20 protein-coding genes are annotated in these 21,996 nt (G+C 73.9%); 4 read left to right on the top strand and 16 right to left on the bottom strand.

What is annotated here, in order from left to right; translation table 11 throughout:
- Positions 1 to 26: 26 nt before the first annotated feature.
- The 4 genes from FH609_RS02875 to FH609_RS02860 all read right to left on the bottom strand — a co-directional run bounded on the left by FH609_RS02875 (position 27) and on the right by FH609_RS02860 (position 3,455).
- Entirely contained in the window at positions 27 to 353 is a 327-nt protein-coding gene (locus FH609_RS02875; protein WP_139667688.1) for a DUF742 domain-containing protein, read from the bottom strand.
- 69 nt (positions 354 to 422) lie between these two features.
- Positions 423 to 836, bottom strand: a complete 414-nt coding sequence (locus FH609_RS02870; protein WP_226961399.1) for a roadblock/LC7 domain-containing protein — start codon at positions 834 to 836, stop codon at positions 423 to 425.
- A 220-nt stretch (positions 837 to 1,056) separates the two neighbouring features.
- Complete coding sequence (locus FH609_RS02865) at positions 1,057 to 2,601, bottom strand: sensor histidine kinase (protein ID WP_139667616.1); 1,545 nt, start codon at positions 2,599 to 2,601, stop codon at positions 1,057 to 1,059.
- 152 nt (positions 2,602 to 2,753) lie between these two features.
- Positions 2,754 to 3,455: an alpha-ketoglutarate-dependent dioxygenase AlkB family protein gene (locus tag FH609_RS02860; RefSeq protein ID WP_139667615.1), complete on the bottom strand. Its 702-nt coding sequence runs from the start codon at positions 3,453 to 3,455 to the stop codon at positions 2,754 to 2,756.
- 126 nt (positions 3,456 to 3,581) lie between these two features.
- Between FH609_RS02860 and FH609_RS02855 the strand changes: the two genes are divergently transcribed.
- Entirely contained in the window at positions 3,582 to 4,385 is an 804-nt protein-coding gene (locus FH609_RS02855; protein ID WP_139667614.1) for a tyrosine-protein phosphatase, read from the top strand.
- Between the two features lie 617 nt (positions 4,386 to 5,002).
- Here FH609_RS02855 and FH609_RS02850 read toward each other — a convergent pair.
- The 11 genes from FH609_RS02850 to FH609_RS02800 all read right to left on the bottom strand — a co-directional run bounded on the left by FH609_RS02850 (position 5,003) and on the right by FH609_RS02800 (position 16,613).
- On the bottom strand, positions 5,003 to 6,022 hold the full coding sequence (locus FH609_RS02850; RefSeq protein ID WP_226961398.1) for a polyprenyl synthetase family protein: 1,020 nt from the start codon (positions 6,020 to 6,022) through the stop codon (positions 5,003 to 5,005).
- Positions 6,023 to 6,096: 74 nt separating this feature from the next.
- Complete coding sequence (hpnE, locus tag FH609_RS02845) at positions 6,097 to 7,518, bottom strand: hydroxysqualene dehydroxylase HpnE (RefSeq protein WP_226961356.1); 1,422 nt, start codon at positions 7,516 to 7,518, stop codon at positions 6,097 to 6,099.
- The gene (hpnD, locus tag FH609_RS02840; protein ID WP_139667613.1) at positions 7,515 to 8,444 is read right to left on the bottom strand and encodes a presqualene diphosphate synthase HpnD; all 930 of its coding nucleotides are present in this window, start codon (positions 8,442 to 8,444) and stop codon (positions 7,515 to 7,517) included. The genes hpnE and hpnD overlap by 4 nt, the downstream gene beginning before the upstream one ends.
- 11 nt (positions 8,445 to 8,455) lie before the next feature.
- Complete coding sequence (gene hpnC / locus FH609_RS02835) at positions 8,456 to 9,355, bottom strand: squalene synthase HpnC (protein WP_405378948.1); 900 nt, start codon at positions 9,353 to 9,355, stop codon at positions 8,456 to 8,458.
- Positions 9,356 to 9,510: 155 nt separating this feature from the next.
- Positions 9,511 to 10,284, bottom strand: a complete 774-nt coding sequence (locus tag FH609_RS02830) for an ABC transporter ATP-binding protein (protein WP_139667685.1) — start codon at positions 10,282 to 10,284, stop codon at positions 9,511 to 9,513.
- Positions 10,285 to 10,303: 19 nt separating this feature from the next.
- The gene (locus tag FH609_RS02825; protein ID WP_139667611.1) at positions 10,304 to 11,218 is read right to left on the bottom strand and encodes an ABC transporter permease; all 915 of its coding nucleotides are present in this window, start codon (positions 11,216 to 11,218) and stop codon (positions 10,304 to 10,306) included.
- 87 nt (positions 11,219 to 11,305) lie between these two features.
- Positions 11,306 to 12,151 (bottom strand): glycosyltransferase, encoded by an 846-nt coding sequence (locus tag FH609_RS02820; RefSeq protein WP_405378951.1) that lies wholly within the window; start codon positions 12,149 to 12,151, stop codon positions 11,306 to 11,308.
- 71 nt (positions 12,152 to 12,222) lie between these two features.
- The gene (locus tag FH609_RS02815) at positions 12,223 to 13,008 is read right to left on the bottom strand and encodes a CDP-alcohol phosphatidyltransferase family protein (RefSeq protein WP_139667610.1); all 786 of its coding nucleotides are present in this window, start codon (positions 13,006 to 13,008) and stop codon (positions 12,223 to 12,225) included.
- A complete protein-coding gene (locus FH609_RS02810) occupies positions 12,986 to 14,047 on the bottom strand; it encodes an iron-containing alcohol dehydrogenase family protein (RefSeq protein ID WP_139667609.1) in 1,062 nt (353 codons plus the stop codon). Before FH609_RS02810 ends, FH609_RS02815 begins: the two co-directional genes overlap by 23 nt.
- Positions 14,035 to 14,787, bottom strand: coding sequence for a sugar phosphate nucleotidyltransferase (locus tag FH609_RS02805; RefSeq protein WP_139667608.1), 753 nt, complete (start codon positions 14,785 to 14,787; stop codon positions 14,035 to 14,037). The genes FH609_RS02810 and FH609_RS02805 overlap by 13 nt, the downstream gene beginning before the upstream one ends.
- A complete protein-coding gene (locus FH609_RS02800) occupies positions 14,784 to 16,613 on the bottom strand; it encodes a DUF5941 domain-containing protein (RefSeq protein WP_226961397.1) in 1,830 nt (609 codons plus the stop codon). The genes FH609_RS02805 and FH609_RS02800 overlap by 4 nt, the downstream gene beginning before the upstream one ends.
- A 254-nt stretch (positions 16,614 to 16,867) precedes the next feature.
- Here FH609_RS02800 and galE point away from each other — a divergent pair, with 254 nt between their 5' ends.
- Together galE and FH609_RS02790 are read left to right on the top strand one after the other, a co-directional pair.
- Entirely contained in the window at positions 16,868 to 17,860 is a 993-nt protein-coding gene (gene galE / locus FH609_RS02795) for a UDP-glucose 4-epimerase GalE (protein WP_139667606.1), read from the top strand.
- A 178-nt stretch (positions 17,861 to 18,038) separates the two neighbouring features.
- The gene (locus FH609_RS02790) at positions 18,039 to 18,989 is read left to right on the top strand and encodes a cation diffusion facilitator family transporter (protein ID WP_139667605.1); all 951 of its coding nucleotides are present in this window, start codon (positions 18,039 to 18,041) and stop codon (positions 18,987 to 18,989) included.
- A gap of 71 nt (positions 18,990 to 19,060) precedes the next feature.
- On the opposite strand, the gene FH609_RS02785 is transcribed toward FH609_RS02790, so the two are convergent.
- Positions 19,061 to 19,573, bottom strand: coding sequence for an ATP-binding protein (locus tag FH609_RS02785; protein ID WP_139667683.1), 513 nt, complete (start codon positions 19,571 to 19,573; stop codon positions 19,061 to 19,063).
- Between the two features lie 627 nt (positions 19,574 to 20,200).
- Here FH609_RS02785 and FH609_RS02780 point away from each other — a divergent pair.
- The gene (locus tag FH609_RS02780; protein ID WP_139667604.1) at positions 20,201 to 21,967 is read left to right on the top strand and encodes an ABC transporter ATP-binding protein; all 1,767 of its coding nucleotides are present in this window, start codon (positions 20,201 to 20,203) and stop codon (positions 21,965 to 21,967) included.
- Positions 21,968 to 21,996: the final 29 nt, after the last annotated feature.

Raw genomic sequence — 21,996 nt, 5'->3', positions numbered from 1 at the left:
GCCTCTCCGGTCCGGGGGAACGCTTCTCAGAGCCGTTCGCGGAGTCCACGCAGCACCGCCTCCAGCAGGTCTCGGTCGGTCGGGGAAGCGCCGGTGGGCTCCGGCGCGTTGACGGTCACGGCGCCGCAGGCCAGCAGGTCGCCCAGCAGGACCTTGGTGACGGCGGCCGGCAGCCGCAGGTGGGCGGCGAGTTCGGCGACCGAGATCGGCGCCCGGGTCAGGGCGAGCACCTGGCCGTGCTCGGGTCCTGGCGGGGCGCCGCGCGCCGGGCGGCCGGTGGCGCGCACCAGGGTCATCAGGTCGAGGCGGGTCGCCGGGCGGGTGCGTCCGTCGCTCGCGGTGTAGGGGCGCATCAGGCGCCCGGCCCGGTCGTCGAGCCAGGCGCCGAGGGAGGCGCCGCGCGGTCGTTCCACGGGCGGGCCTCAGCGTCCCGCCGGCAGCCGCAGCGGGGTCTCCAGCACCGAGCGCACGCTTCTGACCAGGAGGGTCATCTCGTAGCCCAGCACGGCGACATCGGCCCTGCGGTCGGCGAGCGCGGCCAGGCAGGCGCCGGTGCCCGCCGTGCAGACGGTCAGCAGGGCCGACTCCCACTCGACCACCACCTGCCGCACCCGGCCGCCCTCGGCGAACCGGGCGCCGGCGCCCCTGGCCAGCGCGTGCAGCCCGGAGGCGAGCGCGGCCAGTTGCTCGGCCGTCTCCCGGTCGAGGCCGTGGGCCGCCCTGACCAGGCCGTCGATGCTGAGCAGCAGCGCGCTGCGGGCGTGCGGCACCCGTTCGACCAGGCCGGTCAACAGCCGGCCGAGGTCGGGGCGTTGCTCGGCGGACGAGTCTGGCAGGCGTTCGGTGGCGGAACGGTGCGGGGCATCGGCCGGGGGGTCGTTCCCGGGGTCGTTCCGGGGCTCGCTCGCGGGACCGCTCGCCGGGTCACTCGCTGGGTCGTCGCTGTCCATCGTTGCTGGTCTCCTCGGGCGGGCCCGGTCGCGGGCCCGGCTGGGGGCTCCCGCGCGGGGCCCTGGGATGGGGATGCCGACCGGGGGCGAGCCGGGCGGGCGGCGGTCAGGAGTGGCGCGGCTCGGCCTCCTCGGCCAGGCTGGCGCCGCGCCGGAAGGCGGCCATCAACCCCGGGTCGGGTGGCTCGGCGGCCTCGTCGACCGGCTCGGGGCGCGGCGGCATGGCGTCCCGCAGCTGCGGCACGAGGTGCTGCTGGCGGCGGCGCCTGGGCAGCGGCGGCCGGTGGTCGGGCCCGGCGCCGGCGGCCGGAACGGGCAGGTCGGGGGCGGTGACGGTGGGCGGCAGCGGGACCGGGGTGGCCGCCTCGGCCGTGCTGGGCGCGGAGGGGAAACGGGTGGCGGCCAGCGGGGGCCCCAGCGTGCGGCCCGGGGTGAAGTGGCCCTCGGCCTCGTCCCCCAACAGCTCGTGGGGCAGCACCAGCACGGCCTGGACGCCGCCGTAGATGTTGCTCTGGAGCCGGACGCCGATCCGGTGCCGGCGGGCGAGGGTGGCCACCACGAACAGGCCGACCCTGCCGTCCTCCAACAGCGCGGCGACGGAGTGCCGTTCGGTGCCGGCGAGGACCGCGTTCAGCTGGCTCTGCTCGGCCGGGGTCATGCCCAGGCCCCGGTCCTCCACCTCGATCGCGAGCCCGGCGGTGACCGGCTCGACGCGCAGCAGCACCTGGGTGCCGGGGGCGGAGAACTCCGTGGCGTTCTCGACCAGTTCGGCCAGCAGGTGCACCACGTCGGCGACCGCGTGCCCGCGCACGGTGCCCTCGACGGGCGGCACCAGCTTGACCCGGGAGTACTGTTCGACCTCGGCGATGCAGGACCGCAGCACCTCGGACATCCGCACCGGGCGGCTCCACTGGCGCCGCGAGATGGCGCCGCCGAGCACCGCCAGGTTCTCCGCGTGGCGGCGGATGCGGGTGGCCAGGTGGTCGAGGTGGAAGAGGCCCTTGAGCAGTTCCGGGTCCTCGACGTCGTGCTCCAACTCGTCGAGGTACTCGATCTGTTGGTGCACGAAGGACTGCACCCGCCGGGCCAGGTTGACGAAGACCTCGACGCGCTCGTCGGTGCCGGTGCGTTCGTCGGCGAGCGCCACGGCCTGGGCGACGGCGGCCTGGGCGGCGTGCCGGCTGACGGCGATCTCGTGGCGCAGCTGGTCCAGCGGCTGGTCGCCCGGCTCGGTGGGCGCCGGGCTCTCGGGCGGTCTGATGCGTTCGCCGCGCTCGACCTGGTCGAGCAGCGCCTGGAGTTCGACGCGGCCCCTGGCCGCCTGGCGGCGCAGGGCGTGCAGCCGGCCGGCCTGGCCAGCCGCCTCGGCGCCGGCGAAGGTCGCGGCGAGCGCCAGCACGGCCCCGGTCAGCAGGGTGCCGCCGGTGAGCACGGCCCACAGCGCCCCGTCGGAGCCCTGGCCGTCGACGGCGGGGCGACTCTGTAACACATAGCCGACCGCCAGCGCGGCGAGCAGCGCCACGACCGCCGCCGGCAGCACCGCCAGCGCCAGCAGTCGGCGCCGGAACCCCGGCTCGCGGAGCACCGAGCCCCGGCCGGTCGGCCGGCCATGGCGAGCGGTGCGGGCCACCTGGCGGAGGGGTACTGGCATGGGTGTCCTTATCGTGCCGGTCAGATCTGCCGAAGCAACGCTAGGCGCCAACAGGCAGGCGAACAGGCATAGTTCTGACATTCGCCACCCCCCGCCACCTCCCATCGGGTGAATTCGGCGAAGCGACTTGACCGGCCAGGGCCGGCCGGGGTTCAGCCGTCCGTCAGCCCCGACGCGCGGACCGTGACGTTCAGCCGACCGCGCACGCCCAGCGCGGGCGGGCCGCTGCCGGGAGATGTGCGCGGCACCCCGTGGTAGGCGAGCCGGGCTGGCCCGCCGAAGACGAACGCGTCCCCCGAGCGCAGCGTCACATCCGTCCACGGGCGGCCCCGGCCCTCGACGTTCCCGAACCGGAAGACGCACGAGTCGCCCAGGCTGAACGAGACCACGGGCGCCCGGGAGCGCTCGTCGCTGTCCCGGTGCATCCCCATCCGGGCGCCGGCCGCGTAGTGGTTGACCAGGGCGACGTCATAGGGCTCCGCCGAGGCCGGCTCCCCGGGCAGCGCGGCGGCCACCGCCGCCAGCGCCCACTCCCCCAGCCAGTCGGGGAACGGCTTGACCGGGGCGCCGTCCCCGTCGACCACGGTGCGGGCGTAGCCGTACGGGTACCAGTGCCAGCCGAGGCTCAGCTGCCGCGCCGACATCGTGCCGGTGCGGGTGCGGACCTCGCGCAGCCCGGCGGGCGGCTGCGCCCAGGCGCGGCAGGCGGCCAGCAGCTCGCGCTGACGGTCCTCCCCGAGCCAGTCGGGGAGGTGGACGGCGCCGGGGGCGACGGTCTGCGGCGGGCGGGGAAAGAGATCGGGGAGGTCGGGCCGGGCGGCGGGGTGCCGGTCGGGGGTGGGGCGTCGGCTCATGGGGCCCATGATGCTGGCCGGGTCTGACATTCCGGCCGGCTCGGCCGGTGCCGTAGGGTCGCTTGCGGTTCGGGACCCAGGGCGGGGCCCGAGGACCCCGGGCGGGGTCGGGCGGGAGGAGTCAGGATGACCGAGGTGCCGACGGAGCCCCTGTTGACGGCGGTGCGGAACTTCCGCGACCTGGGCGGGCTCCCCGCGCGGGGCGGGCGCACGGTGCGCCGGGGGCGTCTCTTCCGCAGCGGGCACCTGGCGCACGCGACCGCCGAGGACGCGGCGTTCCTCGGCTCGCTGGGCCTGCGGGCGGTCTTCGACTTCCGCAATGCCGCCGACCTGGAACTGGACGGGCACGACGTGGCGCTGCCCGGGGTGCGGAACGTGAACATACCGCTCAACGACCCGGCCGACGGCGCCGCGTTCTGGGACCTGGTGCGCCGGGGCGACGTCGACCGGCTGCGGCAGCAGCTGGCGGCGGGGCGCGGTGAGGAGCAGATGAAGGCGACCTACCGGTCGATCGTGCTCGGCAAGGCCGCCGAACAGGGGCGGGTGCTGGCCGCGTTGGCCGAGGGCGACGTCCCGGCGCTGCTGCACTGCGCGGCCGGCAAGGACCGCGCGGGACTGACGGTGGCGGTGGTGCTGCTGGCGCTGGGCGTGGAACGGGAGGTCATAGCCGAGGACTACCTCAGGTCCAACGCCCCGCAGAGCCGCTATCTGGTGCGCAGGGACGAGCCGGCCGCCCGGCCGGGGGCCACGGCGCTGGACCTGGAGGTCCAACGGCTGCTCGCGCCGATGTTCGACGCCCGGATCGAGTATCTGACGGCGGCCTTCGACACGATCGACACCCACTGGGGCGGCACCGAGCGCTATCTCACCCACGGCCTGGGCCTGACCCCACCGGCCAGGGACCGACTGCGGTCAACGCTGCTGGAGTGACCGGAGGCTCCCGGGCCCTGGGGGCCCGGAAGCCCAACCCCCCAGCCGGGCACGGCGGTCCACCCCCGAAGGGCCCACCTCCCGGCCCGCAGGGCCGAACCGCCGCCCCGGGAGGGGCGCCCCGCGCCCCGCGCCCCGCAGGGGCGGGCGGCCACCCGGTCTCGCCGGCCGGGCACGGGCCCTGGTCGGGCCGGACCCACTCCGTCCAAACGGGCCCATGATCCGGCACGCGGGCCTCACCCCCGAACCCGAGGTCACGGCTCTCTGCCGAGGGGCCAACCCTGCGCCCCCAGCGCACAGTTCCCCGGCCGGGGCCACGGGCCCGGCCCCGCAGAACCCCCGGCAACGCCGGGCACGTCCGCCGCCCGAAGGGCAACAGATCCTCCGACCGGGCCCACAGGCCCGGCCACCGGGCACAGGCCCTGGTCGGGCCGGACGCACTCTCCGCCCGAAGGGCAGATCCTCCGACCGGAAAACGGGTCCGGCCCCGCAGGGCCGAACCGCCGCCCCGGGAGGGGCGCCCCGCGCCCCGCGCCCCGCAGGGGCGGGCGGCCACCCGGTCTCGTCGGCCGGGCACCGTGCCCGGCCGGCGGCCGTGGCCGCTCCCCGAAAGAGAACTACTTGCTGCGCACCACCACGAAGTCCGCCAGCTCCGTCAGCCGTCGCCTCGTCGCCGCCGGCAGGGCCACCGACTCCAGCGCGTTGATCGCGATGTCGTACTGGCGCCTGGCCTCGTCGGCGGTCCACCGCCGACCACCTGCCTCGTCGATCAGCTCGGCCCGCGCGGCGAACTCCGCCTCGTCGAAGTCCTCGAACTCCTCGCGGCTCTTCTTCACGTCGGCGGTCAGCAGCGCCGTGAGCCGCGCGGCGGCCGGCCCCTCGGCGGCCATGGCGGCGACCACCGGCAGCGACTTCTTCCGCTGTCTGAGGTCGCTCCAGGTGAGCTTGCCGGTGGAACGGGGGTCGCCCCAGATGCCCAGCAGGTCGTCGACGGCCTGGAACGCCAGCCCCAGATGGCGCCCGTAGGCGTCCAACGCGTCGGCCAGCGCGTCGTCGGCGCCGCCCAGCACCGCACCGATGGAGGCGGCGAAGGCCAGCAGCGCGCCGGTCTTGTTGCCCTCCATGGCCAGGCACTCGGCGACCGTGACCCGTTCCCGGTGCTCGAAGGCGATGTCCTGGGCCTGTCCGTCTATCAACTGCCGGCTGGCGGTGGCCAGCCGGCGGGCCGCGCGCGCGGCCTGCGCGTCGTCGCGGTCCAGGATGATCTCGCTGGCCAGCGCGAAGAGCGCGTCGCCGACGAGGATGGCCTGGGCCGGGCCGTGCACCTTCCAGACGGTGTCCCGGTGGCGGCGCTGCTCGTCGCCGTCCATCAGGTCGTCGTGGAGCAGCGAGAAGTTGTGCACCAGTTCCACGGCGACCGCGCCCGGCACGCCCACCTCGGGGGCGGCGCCGGCGGCCTCGGCGGAGAGCAGCGCCAGCGCCGGGCGGACCGCCTTGCCACTGTCGGCGTCGGTGGGGCGGCCCTCGGCGTCGATCCAGCCGAAGTGGTAGGCGGCCACGGTGTCCATCGGCGGGGCCAGCCGGCCCACGGCGGCGCGCAGCGCGGGTGTGGTCAACGCCCGGCTGCGCTCCAGCAGTTCGACGACGGCGTGCGGCGCCGGGCCGGGCGGCTCGGGCGCGTCGGGGGCTTCGGGTCGGGGGGCGGCCGGGTTCACGCGGTCTCCTTAGCCGGTCGTTGGGGGGTGGGCTCTCCCTGGACCGCCGCGCGCGCCGCCGCGAGGCCGCTGCGCACCGCGCTCTCCATGGTCGCTGGCCAGCCGGTGGCGGTCCATGCCCCGGCGAGGTAGAGGCCGTCGGCGCAGGTCACGGGACCGGGGCGGAGTCGGCCCACGCCCGGCGTCGGCGCGAAGGTGGCGGTGCGCTCGCGGGTGACGAAGAAGTCGAGCAGCCTGGCCTCGGCCGCCCTCGGCAGCAGCCGTTCCAGCTCGGGAACGTAGCGCTTGCGCAGCACCTCGGCGGGCTGCTGGATCTCCTCGTCGGCCGCCGACTGGGACAGCGCGAGGTACTGGCCGCCCCTGGCCGCCGGCAACGCGTCGAGTCCCGAGGGGCCGGTGCGGTCGAAGACCCACTGGACGGGGCTGTTGACGGCGGCGAAGAACGGGCGCCGCAGCACCGGGCGGTCGTAGATCACGTGGACGTTGAGGATGGGCGAACTGTCGATGGCGAGCAGCCGGTCGGCGTCGGGCAGCGCGCCGGGCGGCAGCAGCCGGTGCGCCGCCTGCTGCGGGACGGCCAGCACCACGGTCTCGCCGGCCAGCTCTTGGTCGGGCCGGTGGCCCTGGCCCGGGCGGCTGCTGATGCCGAGCCGCCAGCCGCCGCCTGGCGCGGCGCGCAGCGACCTGGCGCGGGTCGCGAGCAGCACCCGCACGCCGGCGCGGGCCAGCGCGGCGCGCGCCAGCTCGTCGTGGAGGGTGCCGAGCGGCACCTGGGGCAGGCCGATGTCGGCGGCGCCGGGGCTGCTGAGCAGCCCGGTGCGGAAGACCTTGGCGGCGAGCGCCAGCGAGACGTCCTCGGCCCTGGCGTTGAGCGTGGCCACGCCGACCAGGTCCCAGAGCGCGGCGACGGCCGTCGGGCTCTGGCCGTGGGCGCGCAGCCAGTCGGCGAACGAACGGTCGTCCAGCGCGGGGTCGGCCGGGTCGAGCCGGCGCAGCGCCAGCGCGGCGCGCGCGACCCTGGCCCGCTCGGCGAGCCCGAGGTGGGGGTAGCGGGCCAGCCCGCCGGCCAGGTGCAGCGGAACGGGCAGCGCGGCGCGGGTGATCCGGCCCAGCGTGCCGCGTTCGGCGTCCAGCACCGGCACGTCGAGGCGGCGCTGCACGGGTGCCAGCCGGGCGCCGCCGATGCGTTCCAGCAGGCCCCGGTAGGCGGTGCAGCAGCGCAGGTAGACGTGCTGCCCGTTGTCGACGGTCAGCTCGCCGACGGCCGACTCGCGGCGGAAGGAGAACGCCAGCCCGCCGAGCCGGGGTCGGGTCTCGACCAGGGTGACGCGCTGGCCGCGCGCGGCCAGCGCCAGCGCGGCGGTGATGCCGGCCAGTCCGCCGCCGACCACCAGGGCGCGGCGGCGTTCGCCGGTCACGCGCGCTCCCGGAGCGCGGCCCTGCGGGCGTCGAGCCCGGCCAGGCCCCGGACGGCGACCAGCGCCTTCTGCGCGGTGGGCAGGGCGACGCGGCCGCGCAGCACGGCGTGCGGGTCGGCCGCGATGCGGTCCAGCAGCCGGTGGTAGATGCCGGCCATGGCGGCGACGCAGGCGCCGGAGCGGCGGTCGAGCATGGGCAGCAGGCGGAAGCCGTCGGCGAACAGCTCGCGGGCGCGCCGGACCTGGAAGCGGACCAGGCCGGCGAAGTCGGCGCCGTGGTGCGGCGGGTCGTGGTGCGCGCCGTCGGTGAGGCCGAACTTGCGCAGTTCCTCCTCGGGGAGGTAGCTGCGGCCGTGGCCGGCGTCCTCCCTGATGTCGCGCAGGATGTTGGTGAGTTGCAGGGCCAGTCCCAGGGTGTCGGCGTACTCGGGGGCGCGGTCGGCGCCCCGGACGCCCGGCACGGTACCGAAGACGCCCAGCGAGAGGCGGCCCACCGCGCCGGCGACGCAGCGGCAGTAGGAGCGGAGTTCGTCCCAGGTCTCGTAGTGGCGGCCGTGGACGTCCATCAGCACGCCGTCGATCAGCTCGTCGAGGGCGTCCAGCGGGACCGGGTAGCGGCGCGCGGTGTCGGCCAGCGCGACGGCGACGGGGTCGGTATCGTCCTCGGCAACCTGCTCGGTCCGCACCCGCTGGAGCAGCTCGCGGGTGGCGCCGAGACGTTCCTCCTTCTCGGCGGCGGGCAGCGCGCCGTCGCCGATGTCGTCGACGCGGCGGGAGAAGGCGTAGAGCGCGGAGAGGGCGCGGCGGCGGGGCGCGGTCAGCAGCCGGATGCCGTAGGCGAAGTTCTTGGCCTGGTGGCCGGTGACCGCCTCGCAGTACTGGTAGGCGGCGAGCACGGGGGCGGGCGGTGCGGGGCTCTTGGTCACGGGCTTGAGCCTCACGTTCCTCGTCGTCGCAGTGCGGTGGCCGCCGCGTACACCAGGCGGCCCCGGCTCGCGCGCGGGGGGCCGGCCAGCACGTCGTACCCGGCCTGGGCGATGGCGTGGGCCGCCGCGTAGCCGCCGCCGAGGAACCCGGCGAGCAGCAGCCGCAGCCGCCCGTGGACGCTGCCCACCAGGGGGGCGCCCTCGTCGAGCAGCCTACGTGCCCTTTCGGTCTGGTACGCGACCAGGGTCCGAACGGAGGCGTTGGCGGTCGGCCGGGCCAGGTCGCGTTCGGTCACGCGGAACCTGAGCATCGCGGTGGCCGGCAGGTAGACCCGTCCCCTGGCGAGGTCCTCGGAGACGTCCTGGAGGTGTTCGACCAGTTGGAGTGCGGTGCATATGGCGTCGGAGCGGCGGACCCGCTCGGGGGTGGCGGTGCCGGTGACGGCCAGCACGAGGCGGCCGACGGGGTTGGCCGACAGCTCGCAGTAGCGCAGGAGTTGGCTCTGGGTCTCGTAGCGGCGGACCCGCTGGTCGAGGCGGTTGGCCTCGACGAGGTCGCGGAAAGGCTCGGGGGTCAGGCCGGCGCGGCGGACGGTGGGGACGAGGGCCAGCAGCAGCGGGTGGCGGGGGGCGCCGCCGGGGGCGAAGGCCCGGTCGAGGTCGGCGGCCAGGGCGTCGAGCAGGGCCAGCCGGTCGTCGGAGCGCTCGCGGTCCACGCCCAGCAGGGTGGCGTCCGCGCCGCCGGGCGGAAGGTCGCCGTCGCCGATGTCGTCGACCAGGCGGGCGAAGCCGTAGACGGCCATCAGGTCGTCCCGCCAGGCGCGGGGGAGAAAGCGCGGGGCCACCGGGAAGTTCTCGTGGGCGGCCTTGGCCAGCGTCGCCGCCGACGGGTCGCTCGTGGCGGTCACCACGCGGGCCCCGTCCTCACCGTTGCCGTCATGCTCGTATTTCTACCTTGGGTCGCGAAGCCTCCATGTCCGGACACGCTACCCCGGCCGGCCGGGGAACCGGCCCCGGCCGCCGGCGTCCGGCGGGCGGTGGCCGGGCGACGCCGGCCGTCCCGCGCCTACTTGTTGGTCTCCTCCTCGTAGGCCTTCAGCACCTGCTCGGTGGGGCCGTCCATCATCAGCACGCCGCGTTCCAGCCAGAGCACCCGGTCGCAGGTGTCCCTGATCGTCTTGTTGTTGTGGCTGACGAGGAAGACGGTGCCGGCCTCGGCGCGCATCTCGCGGATGCGTTCCTCGGAGCGGCGGCGGAACTTCTTGTCGCCGGTGGCCAGCGCCTCGTCGATCATCAGCACGTCGTGTTCCTTGGCGGCGGCGATGGAGAACCGCAGCCTGGCCTGCATCCCGGAGGAGTAGGTGCGCATGGGCAGGCTTATGAAGTCGCCCTTGTCGTTGATCCCCGAGAACTCGACGATCTCCTCGTAGCGTTCGCGGATCTGATCCCGCGTCATGCCCATGGCCAGGCCGCCGAGGATCACGTTCCGCTCGCCCGTCAGATCGTTCATCAGGGCGGCGTTGACGCCGAGCAGGGAGGGCTGGCCGTCGGTGTAGACCTTGCCGGTCTCCGGCGGGAGGAGGCCGGCGATGGCGCGCAACAGGGTCGACTTTCCTGAGCCGTTGGAGCCGATCAGGCCGATCGCCTCGCCCCGGTAGGCGACGAAGCTGACGCCGCGCACGGCGTGCACCTCGCGGACCCGGGCGTTGGGCTCGCGGCGGATGATCCGGCGCAGCGCGGCGGTGGCGTTGCCGCGCTTGGCGGCGCCGTTGACGCGGTAGACGATGTGCAAATCGTCGGCGATCACGGTGGGGACCCGGCCGTCGTCGACGACCTTCATCGGGGCGGGGATGTTCCAGTCAGCCACGGCCGTACCGCTCCTCCGCCTTCCAGAAGTACACGAAGCCGCCGATGCCGACCACCACGGCCCAGCCCAGCGCCCACCACCAGGTGGTCATCGGAACGCTGTCATGGTACGGGCCGTCGATCAGGGCGTAGCGCATGAGGTCCATGTAGACGGCCGCCGGGTTGGCCTCCAGCACGGTGGCGACCCAGGACGGCCACTTGGCGGTGTTCTCCACCATGTAGCGGAGCGGGAACATCACGCCCGAGGCATACATCCAGGTCCGCAGCACGAAGGGCATCAGCTGCACCAGGTCGGGGGTGGCGGAGCCCAGCCGCGCCATGATCAGCGCGAGGCCGACGTTGAAGACCAGTTGGAGCGCCAGCGCCGGGAGCACCAGGAACCAGGTCCACCCCGCGAAGTGACCGGAGCCGATCACGATGAGGACCAACACGATCATGGAGTAGAGCAGTTGCTGGAGTTGCTGGAGCGAGAACGAGATCGGCAGCGAGGCCCGGGGGAAGTGCAGGGCGCGGACCAGGCCCAGGTTGCCGGAGATCGACTTGACGCCGGAGAGCACCGACTGCTGGGTGAAGGTGAAGACGAAGACGCCGGTGACCAGGAACGGGATGTACTCGCGGTTGGACATCCCGCCCTTGCCGCCCAGCAGCAGGCCGAAGATCAGGAAGTAGACGAAGGCGTTGAGGAGCGGGGTGAAGACCTGCCACAGCTGGCCGAGTTTCGCCTGGCTGTACTGGGCCATGAGCTTCGCCTGCGAGAAGGCGAGGATGAAGTAACGACGACCCCAGAGCTGCCGCACGTACTGCGGCAGCGAAGGTCGAGCGCCGCTGACGGACAGACCATGACGGGCCGCGAGTTCTGCTAGTGGCACTTCGCGGGGGGACGCACTCTCGTGCGTGGTCTCACTCACCTTGGGAAACTTTCGTCCTCGCAGGGCACAGGGCGGTAGGGGCCGCGCGAACGCTTCGGCCCCAGGATGGTCTCAGACCCGAGCTTGTCAGATAACAGGAGGTCGTCCCAGCCGGGTCAGGCGCCATACCGTACGCCAACGCATCGCCCTGCGTTGACCACACGGGGTGCGCCAGCCCTCGGCGAAGCCGCCGAACCAGGCCCGCAGTGCCGGCCAGGACGGGCGCCTGACCAGGGTGAGCAACAGCCAGACCCCGAGATAGACGGGGACCAGCGGGATCGGGAGGTTCCGCCGGGCCAGCCAGACCCGGTTCCTCGCGACCATCCGGTGGTACATCGCGTGCCGCGAGGGGGCGGTGGCCGGGTGGTGGAGCAGCAGATCCGCCCGGTAGTCGATGGCCCAGCCGGCGTCCAGCGCCCGCCAGGCGAGGTCGGTCTCCTCGTGGGCGTAGAAGAAGTTCTCCGGGAGGCCGCCGACATCCCGGAAGACGGCGGTGCGCACCGCGTTGGCGCCGCCGAGGAAGGTGGTGACCCGGGAGGAACGCATCGGGTCGGAGGCGCGCAGCCGGGGAACGTGGCGGCGCTGGGTGACGCCGGTGTCGGGGTCGGCGATCCGGAAGCTGATGATGCCGAGCCCGGGGTCGGCGGCGAACGCCTCCCGAACCAGCCGGACCGTTTCTTTGTCCGGAAGCAGACCGTCGTCGTCCAAAAACAGCAGTACGTCGACGTCGGAGCCGGCCGGGCCGAAGGACTCGATGCCGACGTTCCGACCACCGGGAATGCCCAGGTTCTCGGGGAGTTCGACGCCGCGCGCGCCCTCGGGCAGCGGCGGCAGCTCGGCGCCGTTGCCCACCACCACGACCTCGACGGGCTCGCCCTCCTGGGCGGCGACCGAGTCCAGCAGGGCGCGCAGCTCGACGGGGCGGTCGCCCATGGTGAGCACGACGGCGCCGACGGTCAGCTTCGCCGCGTCCGAGGCCGCCTCGGGCGCCGGGTCCCGCCCGCTCACCGCAGCCTGCTGGAGGCGAGGATGGAGACCAGGTGCAGCAGGGTCTGGAGCAGCGCGACCGCCGCGAGCAGGGCCACCCCGAGCCGGGTGAAGAACAGCTCGCCGCCGATCGCGTCCAGCACGGCCACCACCAGGATCAGCAGCGAGGCCTCGACGCCGCCGACCAGCCGGTGGAACTTCAGCGCGGCCGCCGCCCTGCGGGCCACCGCGAGCCCGGAGGAACGGGGCGTCGCCGCCTCGTCCCTGACCGCCGGCAGCCCGCTGCGGGCGCGGGCCACGTCGACCAGGTCGGTCTCGGCCTTGATCAGGATCGCGCCGAGCGCGGCCAGGGTGCCGAGGAAGGCCCACAGCCAGTTGGCCGACTCCTCGTGCTGCCCGAAGAGGTCGGCCGCCCGCATCCCGAAGCCGACCAGCAACGCCGCCTCGGAGAGGTAGTGGCCGATCCGGTCCAGGTAGACGCCGGTGATGGAGGTCTGGCCGCGCCAGCGGGCGACCTCGCCGTCCACGCAGTCCAGCAGGAGGTAGAGCTGGATCAGCAGGGCGGCCAGCACCGCGCCGACCAGCCCCGGGATCAGCAGGGCGGCGCCGGCGGCCACCCCGGCGAGAACCATCAGATAGGTGAGCTGGTTGGGCGTGACCCGGGTGTTGACCAGGTGCCTGGTCCAGCGCAGGGAGATCTCCCGCATGTACAGGCGACCGGCCCAGTGCTCCCCGCTGCGGCGGTCCTTGACGCCAGCGGGGTGCACCACGGGGCGGAGTTCAGCTACCGATGGCTTTGACATAGTCCGCGTACGCGTCCCTGATTTCGTCGGTGGTCAGGTCGAGGTGTTCGAGGATGGTGTAGCGCCCGGGCCTGGTCTGCGGGGCGAAGGCGACGGCGGTGACGAACTCCTCGGTGGAGAAGCCGATCTCCTCCGAGCGCACGGGCAGCCCGTGCCGCCGCAGCACCGAGGCGAACAGGCCGCACGCCTCCGGGTCCCCGCGCAGGTGCATGGCGAACGCGGCGCCGAGGCCGACCTGTTCGCCGTGCGGCGCCGAACGGCGGGGGTAAAGGATGTCCAGCGCGTGGGAGATCTCGTGGCAGGCGCCGGAGGAGGGGCGGGTGTGCCCGGCGATCGACATGGCGATGCCGCCCAGCACCAGCGCCTCGGCCAGCACCGTCAGGAACTGGTCGTCCCCGCAGTCCCCCGGGTGCCGCAGCACCGCCTCGCCCGCCTGGCGCGCGATGGCGGCGGCGAGGCCGTCGATCTGCTCGCCGGTCTCCCGGTGGGACAGCTCCCAGTCGGCGATGGCGGAGATGTTGGAGACCGCGTCGCCGATGCCGGAGCGGACATAGCGGATCGGGGCGTCCCTGATCACCTGGAGGTCGACCACCAGCGCGATCGGCGCCGGCACGCCGTAGGAGCCGCGCCCGGCGTCGTTGTCCAGGGTGGAGACGGGCGAACAGATGCCGTCGTGGGCGAGGTTGGTGGCGACCGCCACCATGGGCAGGCCGACGCGGGCCGAGGCGTACTTGGCGGCGTCGATGATCTTGCCGCCGCCGAGGCCGACCACCGCGTCATAGTGGCCCGAGCGCATCGCGTCGGCCAGCTGGACGGCGGCGTCGATGGTGCCGCCGGCGACCTCGTACCAGTCGGCGCCCGGCAGGGCCGGGGTCAGGCGCTCGCGGAGCGCGGCGCCCGAGCCCTTGCTGATGGCGACGGCCAACCGGCCGGAGGAGGAGATCCGTTGGTCGGCCAGCAGCCCCGCCAGGTTGTCCAGGGCCCCGGCGGCGATGTCGACCGAGACGGGGGACGGGATGAGGCGGGTCAGTACCGGCACGCGATCTCCCTGCCCCGGGCGAGGTCGTCGTGGTTGTCGATCTCGACCCAGCTGACCTCGCCGATGGGGGCGGTGTCGATGCGGAAGCCCCGGTGGACCAGCTCCTGGTAGCCGTCCTCGTAGTAGAGCTGCGGGTCGCGCTCGTAGGTGGTGCGCAGCGCGTCGGCCAGCTCGGCGGCGGCCTCGGGCTCGATCAGCGTGACGCCGATGTACTCGCCGGTGGCCTCGGCGGGCTCCATCAGCTTGGTGATCCGGCGGACGCCCTTCTCCGGGTCGGCGACGACCTTCATCTCCTCGTCGGCCAGCACCTTGACGGTGTCCAGCGCCAGGATGATCCGGCGGCCCTCGCCCCGGGCGGCGAGCAGGGTGCGCTCGACGGACGGCGGGTGGACCGTGTCGCCGTTGGCCAGGATCACGCCCTCGGCGATGGCCTCGCGGGCGCACCACAGGGAGTAGGCGTTGTTCCACTCCTCGGCCTTGTCGTTCTCGATCAGGGTGAGCTTGACGCCGTAGCGGCGCTCCAGGTCGGCGCGGCGCTCGTGAACGGCCTCCTTGCGGTAGCCGACCACGATGGCGGCCTCGGACAGGCCGACCTCGGCGAAGTTCGCCAGGGTGAGGTCGAGCACGGTCCTGCTGTCCTCGCCCTCCAGGTCGACCACCGGGACCAGTGCCTTGGGCAGGGTGTCGGTGTAGGGGCGAAGACGCCGTCCGGCGCCGGCGGCCAGCACGAGGCCGATCATGCGGGTTCTCCTGTTTCGTCGTGTACGGCTGGCGCCTGGGAGGAGATCCAGAAGCGGATGCTCTCCCCCAGCACCAGGAGCGCCACGGCCCCGGCGAGGACCGCGAGCGCGATGGTGAAGCCCTGGCCGCCGGACCACAGGGCGGCGGCGACCGTGACCGCCAGGGCACGGCCCTCGTGTCCGCCGGTGGCCGTGACCAGCCAGCGGGGAGGCGCCCCGGCGCCGCCCCGAAGGCGGTACACCGTGTCGTAGTGATGGTAGGCGCTCGCGGCCACCAGGCAGAAAGCCGCCGGCAACGCACCGTTCACCTCGCTGTGGGCGGCGAGCAGCAGGATGGTGAGGTACTCGCCGGCCCGGAACAGCGGCGGGAGCAGCCAGTCGAGGCGACCCCGCAGCGGGCGGGCGACGGCCTGGCCGGCGGCGATCCCGTAGCCGAGGGCGCCGAGCACGGCGAACCAGCTGCCCTCGGCCAGCACCGGGGGCAGGGTGGCCAGCAGCACCAGCACGCCCAGGGCCGCCCAGCCGGGCGCCGGCACCCGGGCGCCGCCGGGCAGCGGCAGGCGGGCGGCGGCCAGCGCGAGCGGGCCGCTGTCGGCGAGGCCGGCCAGCGCCTCGGGGGCGCCGGGCGCGGTGCCGCGCGAGCGGAGCGAGCGCAGCAGCCGGCCGGCCGTGGTGTAGCAGCCGGCGAAGCCGGCGGCGACCAGCAGCACCACCAGGGTGGTCCTGGGGGTGGTCAGCGCGGTCAACACGGCGATCAGCAGCCAGCGTTCGCCGATGGGCAGCACGATCATGCGGCGGGCCCAGACGGTCCAGCCGATGCGGTCGAGCCGGCCCGATATGGCGTTGGCGCCGCCGCCCGACGGGCTGGGCGGGTGCGCCTCGTTGAACGCGAAGTCCACGATGTGCCGGCAGGTGCCCAGGACCATGGCGCCCAGCGCCAGGGCCCAGACGTCGTCGTCGGAGCGGGCGGCGCCCAGGGCGAGGCCGGCGTAGAACGCGTACTCCTTGGCGCGGTCGAAGGTGGCGTCCAGCCAGGCGCCCAGCGTGGAGTACTTCAGCGCGTAGCGGGCCAACTGGCCGTCGGCGCAGTCCAGTACGAACGAGGCCAGCAGCAGCACGCCGGCGGTGACGAAGCCCCAGCGCTCGCCGGTGGCGGCGCAGCCGGCGGCGACCAGGGCGGTGAGCAGCGAGGCGGTGGTGACCTGGTTGGGCGTGTAGCCCCGGCGGGCGCACCAGCGGGCGAGGTAGCGGGAGTAGGGGCTGACCAGGTGCGTGGTGGTGAAGCCGTCGCGGGACTTGACGGCCGAGCGCAGCCGGACGGCCTCCTCGTCCACGGCGGCGACCCGCGCGGCGGCCTCTGCCCTGGCCGGCTCGTCGAGCGGCACCTCGGCGACGAGGGTGCCCAACTCCGGGCGGTGCGGCGGCGCTCCGGCCTCGGCGAGCAGCGTGGCCAGCCGGTCCACCGTGGGCGCGGCCTCGGGCGGGGCGGCCAGCGGGCCGCCGGCGGCCGCGCCGGTGCGGCCGGCGTCGGCGAGCGCCGCGAGGGCAGCGGCCAGGGCCGCCCGGCCGGCGGGCGCTGCGGTCAGGGCGCCGGGGACGGCGGCTGTGGCGAAGCGGGGGTCGGTCAGGGCGAGGCGCAGGCTGTGCCGGTGGCCGACGAAGCGCGGGTCGACGAGCGCGACCCGCTCGCCGGCGGGAACGGCCGCCACGGCCTCGGCCAGCTCGGCCGGCCGCCGGACCACGGAGACGTGGAACCCGAGTGCTCTCAGCTCGTCCTCGATCGAGGACCCGGGATCGGGCGGTCCGGTGAGGATGGCGCTGGACAGCTGACTCACTCCTTGCGACAACTCCGCGCTCTGCGGCGGCATGTCGGCAGAGATTATCTGATGACCACCGCGCGGCAAGAACGGCGTTGGGGTGGGGAAACCCACGGTTCACTTCCGGTGTCCGACGAACACCGAAGGTGACCCTACGCGATGCCACTGACACCGAGCGAAGTCGTGCTGCCGCCGGGGCCGCTGAGGCCGTCCCGCTCGGTCGCTCGCCCTGGTCGAGAGGGCCAGGGCCTAAGCTGCGGGCCATGAGTTGGCTGATCACCGGCGGTGCCGGTTACATCGGGGCCCATGTGGTGCGGGCGATGCTCGCCGCCGGGGAGCGGGTGGCGGTGCTGGACGACCTGTCCACGGGGGTGGCGGAGCGGCTGCCGGCCGGGGTGCCGCTGGTGCGCGGCTCGGTGGCGGACGGGGCGGTGGCCGAGCGGGCGCTGCGCGAGCACGGAGTGACGGGGGTCGTTCATCTCGCGGCGCAGAAGCGGGTGCCCGAGTCGGTGGCCCGGCCGACCCTCTACTACCGGGAGAACGTCGGCGGGCTGGCCACGCTGCTGGACGCGATGGTGGCGGCCGGCGTGCGGCGGCTGGTCTTCTCGTCCTCGGCCGCCGTCTACGGCTCCCCCGACGTGCCACTGGTCACCGAGGAGACGCCGTGCCGGCCGATCAACCCGTACGGCGAGACCAAGTTGGCCGGCGAGTGGCTGGTGCGCGCGGTGGGCCGGGCGCACGGGGTGCGTTCGGTGTGCCTGCGGTACTTCAACGTGGCGGGCGCCGCGAGCCCGGAGCTGGCCGACCGGGGCGCGGCCAACGTGATCCCGCTGTTCTTCGAGCGGATCGAGGCGGGGCTGCCGCCGGTGATCTTCGGCGACGACTACCCGACACCGGACGGCACCTGTGTGCGGGACTACATCCATGTCGCGGACCTGGCGGACGCGCATCTGGCGGCGGCCAGGGAGCTGGCCAGGGCCGATGCCGGGGCGCCGGCCGGGGACCTGACGGTGAACGTGGGCACCGGTGTCGGCGTCTCGGTGCGGGAGTTGGCGGCGGCGGTCGGTGCGGCCACCGGCTGGTCGTCGCCGCCGGTGGTCGAGGGGCGGCGCCCGGGCGACCCGGCGCGGGTGGTGGCCTCGGCCGCGCTGGCCGCCGAGCGGCTCGGCTTCACCGCGCGACGCGGCCTGGGCGAGATGGTCTCCTCGGCCTGGGAGGGGTGGCTGCTCCGGTCCGCCGACCCGGCCGCCGGCTGACTTCGGCGCTGTGCCTTCCGGCCATCGCCGCCGGTCGGGGTGGCTGTGGCGCACGCCTCGGCGCCGACCGGGAACGCGCAGGTCAGAGCACATGACAACGGTGTTCAGTGCCGCGTTGCCTGATACCCCCCGCCCGTAGTTCACTGTGTGGGGAGCCTACGAAGAGGGGGCGGCGCGCATGGGCGCGGGACATCAGCACGGCGGGCACGGGGCGGGCCACGGGAGCGGGGCCCCCGGCACCAGGGGTGCGGCGTACCGGGGGCGGCTGTGGGTGGCGCTGGGCATCGCGCTGCTGCTGCTGGTGGCCCAGTTGGTGGGCGCGCTGGTGACCGACTCGCTGGCGCTGCTGGCGGACGCCGGCCATGTGGCGACGGACGCGGTGGGCATCGGGATGGCCCTGGTCGCGATCCACTTCGCCAACCGGCCGGCGAACCGCGAGCGCCAGACCTTCGGCCTGGCCCGGATGGAGATCCTGGCGGCCCTGGTCAACTGCCTGCTCCTGCTGGGCGTTGGCGGCTACATCCTGCTGGAGTCCATCAGCAGGCTGCGCGAGCCGACGGAGGTGCCGGGCGGCACCACGGTGATCTTCGGCGTCGTGGGGCTCGCGCTGAACTGCCTCTCGTTGGCACTGCTGATGCGCGGCCAGCGGGAGAACCTGAACGTGCGCGGCGCCTTCCTGGAGGTGCTGGCCGACGCGCTGGGCTCGGTGGCGGTGATCGTGGCGGCGCTGGTCATCCTGCTCACCGGCTGGCAGCGCGCCGACCCGGTGGCCTCGTTGCTGATCGCGCTGATGATCGTGCCGCGCACGGTCAAGCTGGCCAGGGAGGCGCTGGAGGTGCTGCTGGAGTCGGCGCCGCGGGACGTGGCGGTGGCCGAGGTGCGGGACCACATCCTGCGGATGCCGGGCGTCGAGGGCGTGCACGACCTCCATGTGTGGACCATCACCTCGGGGATGCCGGTGCTCTCGGCGCATGTGGTGGTCAGCCCCGAGCGTCTCGACGCGGTGGGGCACGAGCAGACCCTCCACGAGTTGCAGCACTGCCTGGGCGACCACTTCGAAGTGGCGCACTGCACCTTCCAGTTGGAGCCCTCGGGGCACGCCGCCCACGAGGCGGGGCTCTGTCACTAGCTCCGCCACCGGCGAAGCGGCGGAAGGCGCCGTCGGCGCGCCCCGGGCGGCGGCGGCCGTCACAGCGGCGGTCACGACGGGGGCAGCGGCGGCGGGCCGCCGGCGATCCGGTCCAGCGGCAGCACGGCCCAGATGACCTTGCCGCCGTCGGCGGTGGCCCGCACCCCGCAGGAGCCGCCGGACTCGTGGGCGGTGGCCTGCACCAGCAGCAGCCCGCGCCCGCCGGTGCGCTGCCGCTCCGGGCTGGCGGCCAGGGCGTGCGGCCGGTAGGGGTGGCCGTCCTCGACCCGCACCCACACCCAGTGGGCGTCCACGGCGACCTCGACGCCGATCGTCGGCGTGAGGAGGGCGGCGTGCCGGACCGCGTTGGTGACCAGTTCGGTCAGGATCAACAGCAGGCCGTGGAGGCGGTCGGCGGTCAGCGGCGCCGCCCGGCGGCGCAGCAGGTCGCGCACCGCGTGCCGGGCCTGGGGCACCGACCGCTCCTCGGGGGCGAGGGTGAACCGCCAGGTGCCCTGCCAGCCGGGCGCCGGGGGGCGCCCGGTCGCGTTCGGGCTCGGGGGGGCTTCCGACGATCTGTCCATGATGTTCGCCACGGGCCTTTCTCCTTAGTTTCGCTGGGTCCACTCGCTTCACACACGCTGCGGCGCTCCGACTCGGCGGGGCCCGCGCGGCGTCGCCGTCGGGTCACCCGCTGTGTCGAGTCTTGGCATGTGCCAGCGCAACATGACCGAGTGCGCGAAACTCATGAGAAAGCGGACGAGATCAGACCAACTCGCTTCGTTCACGATCGAGTTGAGCAATGAAGCGACCGTTCACCCCGGGCGCAACGTTTCGCTCCGGGGTGGCTCACCCCTGCGCGCCGGGCGAGCACACGTTCGGTGGGGCCGCGCGGCACTCACCCGTCCGGACGGGCGCACGGTAGTGAACGACCAGAGGATCGACGCACCGGCGCGAGCGCCGGTGCGAGGGCGCCACCGTGTCGCGAATATACGGAAGTTGAGAAATCGGACTACCAGGGGGCGACCACCTGGTACCTTTCGGTACAGGCACTCCCATACATGCCTACTATCACGATGTATATGAATTACCCCGAACCATAAGGAAAAGGGCAGAGCCCACTTCCAGGCGCCATTTCGGTGAGTGTTCGAGTCGCTTCAGGGGCAAGGTCATCCCGACTCGTTATCCCTGGCCGTTGGAGTGCTGCTGTCATGGCTCTTCCGCAAGGTCCTCTGGAGCATCGCTACCAGGGGGAACATCCGGTGCGGACCCTCGCCTACCTCTTCCGGGACGACCGCCTCCGGCTCCTGGTCGCCGTCTTAGCGTTCGTGGTCAAGCACAGCCCGGTGTGGCTGTTGCCCCTGGTCACGGCCAACATCATCGACATCGTCGTCGAGCGCCGACCGATCGGGGAACTCGGCAGCAACACCATGGTGTTGCTGATCGTTCTGATGCTCAACTACCCCACCCACCTGCTCTATGTCCGCTGTATGCACGGCAGCGTGCGCCGGGTCGGCACCGGGCTGCGCTCGGCGCTGTGCCGGCGGATGCAGGAGCTTTCGATCGGATACCACTCCCGGGTCAGCGCCAGCGCCCTCCAGACCAAGGTGATCAGGGACGTGGAGAACATCGAGGTCTCCGCCCAGCAGAGCGCCGACACCGGACTGGCCGCCATCATCACGCTGACCGGCGGCCTGGCCGTGATCGCCTTCCGGGTGCCGACCGCGCTGCCCGCGTTCATCATCATCGTGCCCGCCGCCGCGCTGCTGGTCCGCCGGCTGCGCACCCGGCTGCGCAGCAAGAACGAGCAGTACCGCCGGCAGGTCGAGCAACTCTCCACCCGCGTCGGCGAGATGACCAGCCTGATCCCCGTCACCCGGGCGCACGGCCTGGAGCGCACGGCCATCGGCCGGGTGGAGGGCTCGCTCAGCCAGGTGCTCCGCGCCGGCATACGGCTCGACCTGCTGAACGGGCACTTCGGGGCGCTGGCCTGGATTCTGCTCAACGCCATCGGCATCGGCTTCCTGGCCGGTGCCGCGATGATCTCCTACTACGCCTGGCTGCCGATCACCGCCGGCGACGTGGTGATGCTCAGCACGTTCTTCACCACGCTCACCGGGTCCATGACCATGCTGATGGGCCTGGCGCCGATCATCACCAAGGGCCTGGAGTCGGTGCGTTCGGCCGGCGAGGTCCTCCAGGCGCCCGACCTGGAGGAGAACACCGGCAAGACCCAGGTGAGCGAGGTCAAGGGCCGGCTGAAGTTCGAGCGCGTCACCTACCGGTACGACGGGGAGGGGCCGGCGGCCGTCGTCGACTTCGACCTGACCGTGCCGCCCGGCGAGACCATCGCCCTGGTGGGCGCCTCGGGCGCCGGCAAGTCCACCGTGCTCAACCTGCTGATCGGCTTCATCCGGCCGGTCTCGGGGCGCATCCTGCTCGACGGCGTCGACATGAGCACCCTGGACCTGCGCAGCTACCGCCGCTTCCTGTCGGTGGTGCCCCAGGAGTCGGTGCTCTTCGAGGGCACCATCAGGGAGAACGTCGGCTACGGAATGCCCGACGTGGACGCCGCCACCGTGCGCGCCGCACTGCGGGACGCCAACGCCCTGGAGTTCGTGGACCGGCTGCCCGAGGGGCTGGAGACCGTGGTGGGCGAGCGCGGCGCCCGGCTCTCCGGCGGGCAGCGCCAACGGATCGCCATCGCCCGGGCGTTGATCCGCGACCCGCGCATCCTGGTGCTCGACGAGGCCACCTCCGCGCTGGACACCCGCTCCGAGGCGCTGGTGCAGGAGGCGATGGACCGGCTGATGCGCGGGCGCACCGTGTTCGTGGTGGCGCACCGCCTGTCCACCGTCCGCAACGCCGACCGGATCGTGGTGATGGAGCACGGCCGGATCTCGGAGGTCGGCACCCACGCCGAGCTGCTGCGGCGCGGCGGGGCCTACTCCCGGCTCCAGGCGGGCCAGATCACCTGACCCGCTCGGCGGGGGCCGGGCCCGGTGCT

The sequence above is a fragment of the Streptomyces sp. 3MP-14 genome (assembly GCF_006334905.2).
In the GTDB taxonomy this organism is placed as follows: Bacteria; Actinomycetota; Actinomycetes; order Streptomycetales; family Streptomycetaceae; genus Streptomyces; species Streptomyces triticirhizae.
This window is presented reverse-complemented; position numbering and strand designations above follow the sequence as displayed.

Bases quoted from the DNA above. Each gene is read 5' to 3' on its own strand.
- FH609_RS02830 (WP_139667685.1), bottom strand. From the start codon at position 10,284: ATGAAGGTCGTCGACGACGGCCGGGTCCCCACCGTGATCGCCGACGAT.
- FH609_RS02785 (WP_139667683.1), bottom strand. From the start codon at position 19,573: ATGGACAGATCGTCGGAAGCCCCCCCGAGCCCGAACGCGACCGGGCGC.
- FH609_RS02790 (WP_139667605.1), top strand. From the start codon at position 18,039: ATGGGCGCGGGACATCAGCACGGCGGGCACGGGGCGGGCCACGGGAGC.
- FH609_RS02820 (WP_405378951.1), bottom strand. From the start codon at position 12,151: ATGGGCGACCGCCCCGTCGAGCTGCGCGCCCTGCTGGACTCGGTCGCC.
- galE (WP_139667606.1), top strand. From the start codon at position 16,868: ATGAGTTGGCTGATCACCGGCGGTGCCGGTTACATCGGGGCCCATGTG.
- FH609_RS02815 (WP_139667610.1), bottom strand. From the start codon at position 13,008: ATGTCAAAGCCATCGGTAGCTGAACTCCGCCCCGTGGTGCACCCCGCT.
- FH609_RS02805 (WP_139667608.1), bottom strand. From the start codon at position 14,787: ATGATCGGCCTCGTGCTGGCCGCCGGCGCCGGACGGCGTCTTCGCCCC.
- FH609_RS02865 (WP_139667616.1), bottom strand. From the start codon at position 2,601: ATGCCAGTACCCCTCCGCCAGGTGGCCCGCACCGCTCGCCATGGCCGG.
- FH609_RS02860 (WP_139667615.1), bottom strand. From the start codon at position 3,455: ATGAGCCGACGCCCCACCCCCGACCGGCACCCCGCCGCCCGGCCCGAC.
- FH609_RS02875 (WP_139667688.1), bottom strand. From the start codon at position 353: ATGCGCCCCTACACCGCGAGCGACGGACGCACCCGCCCGGCGACCCGC.
- FH609_RS02855 (WP_139667614.1), top strand. From the start codon at position 3,582: ATGACCGAGGTGCCGACGGAGCCCCTGTTGACGGCGGTGCGGAACTTC.
- FH609_RS02780 (WP_139667604.1), top strand. From the start codon at position 20,201: ATGGCTCTTCCGCAAGGTCCTCTGGAGCATCGCTACCAGGGGGAACAT.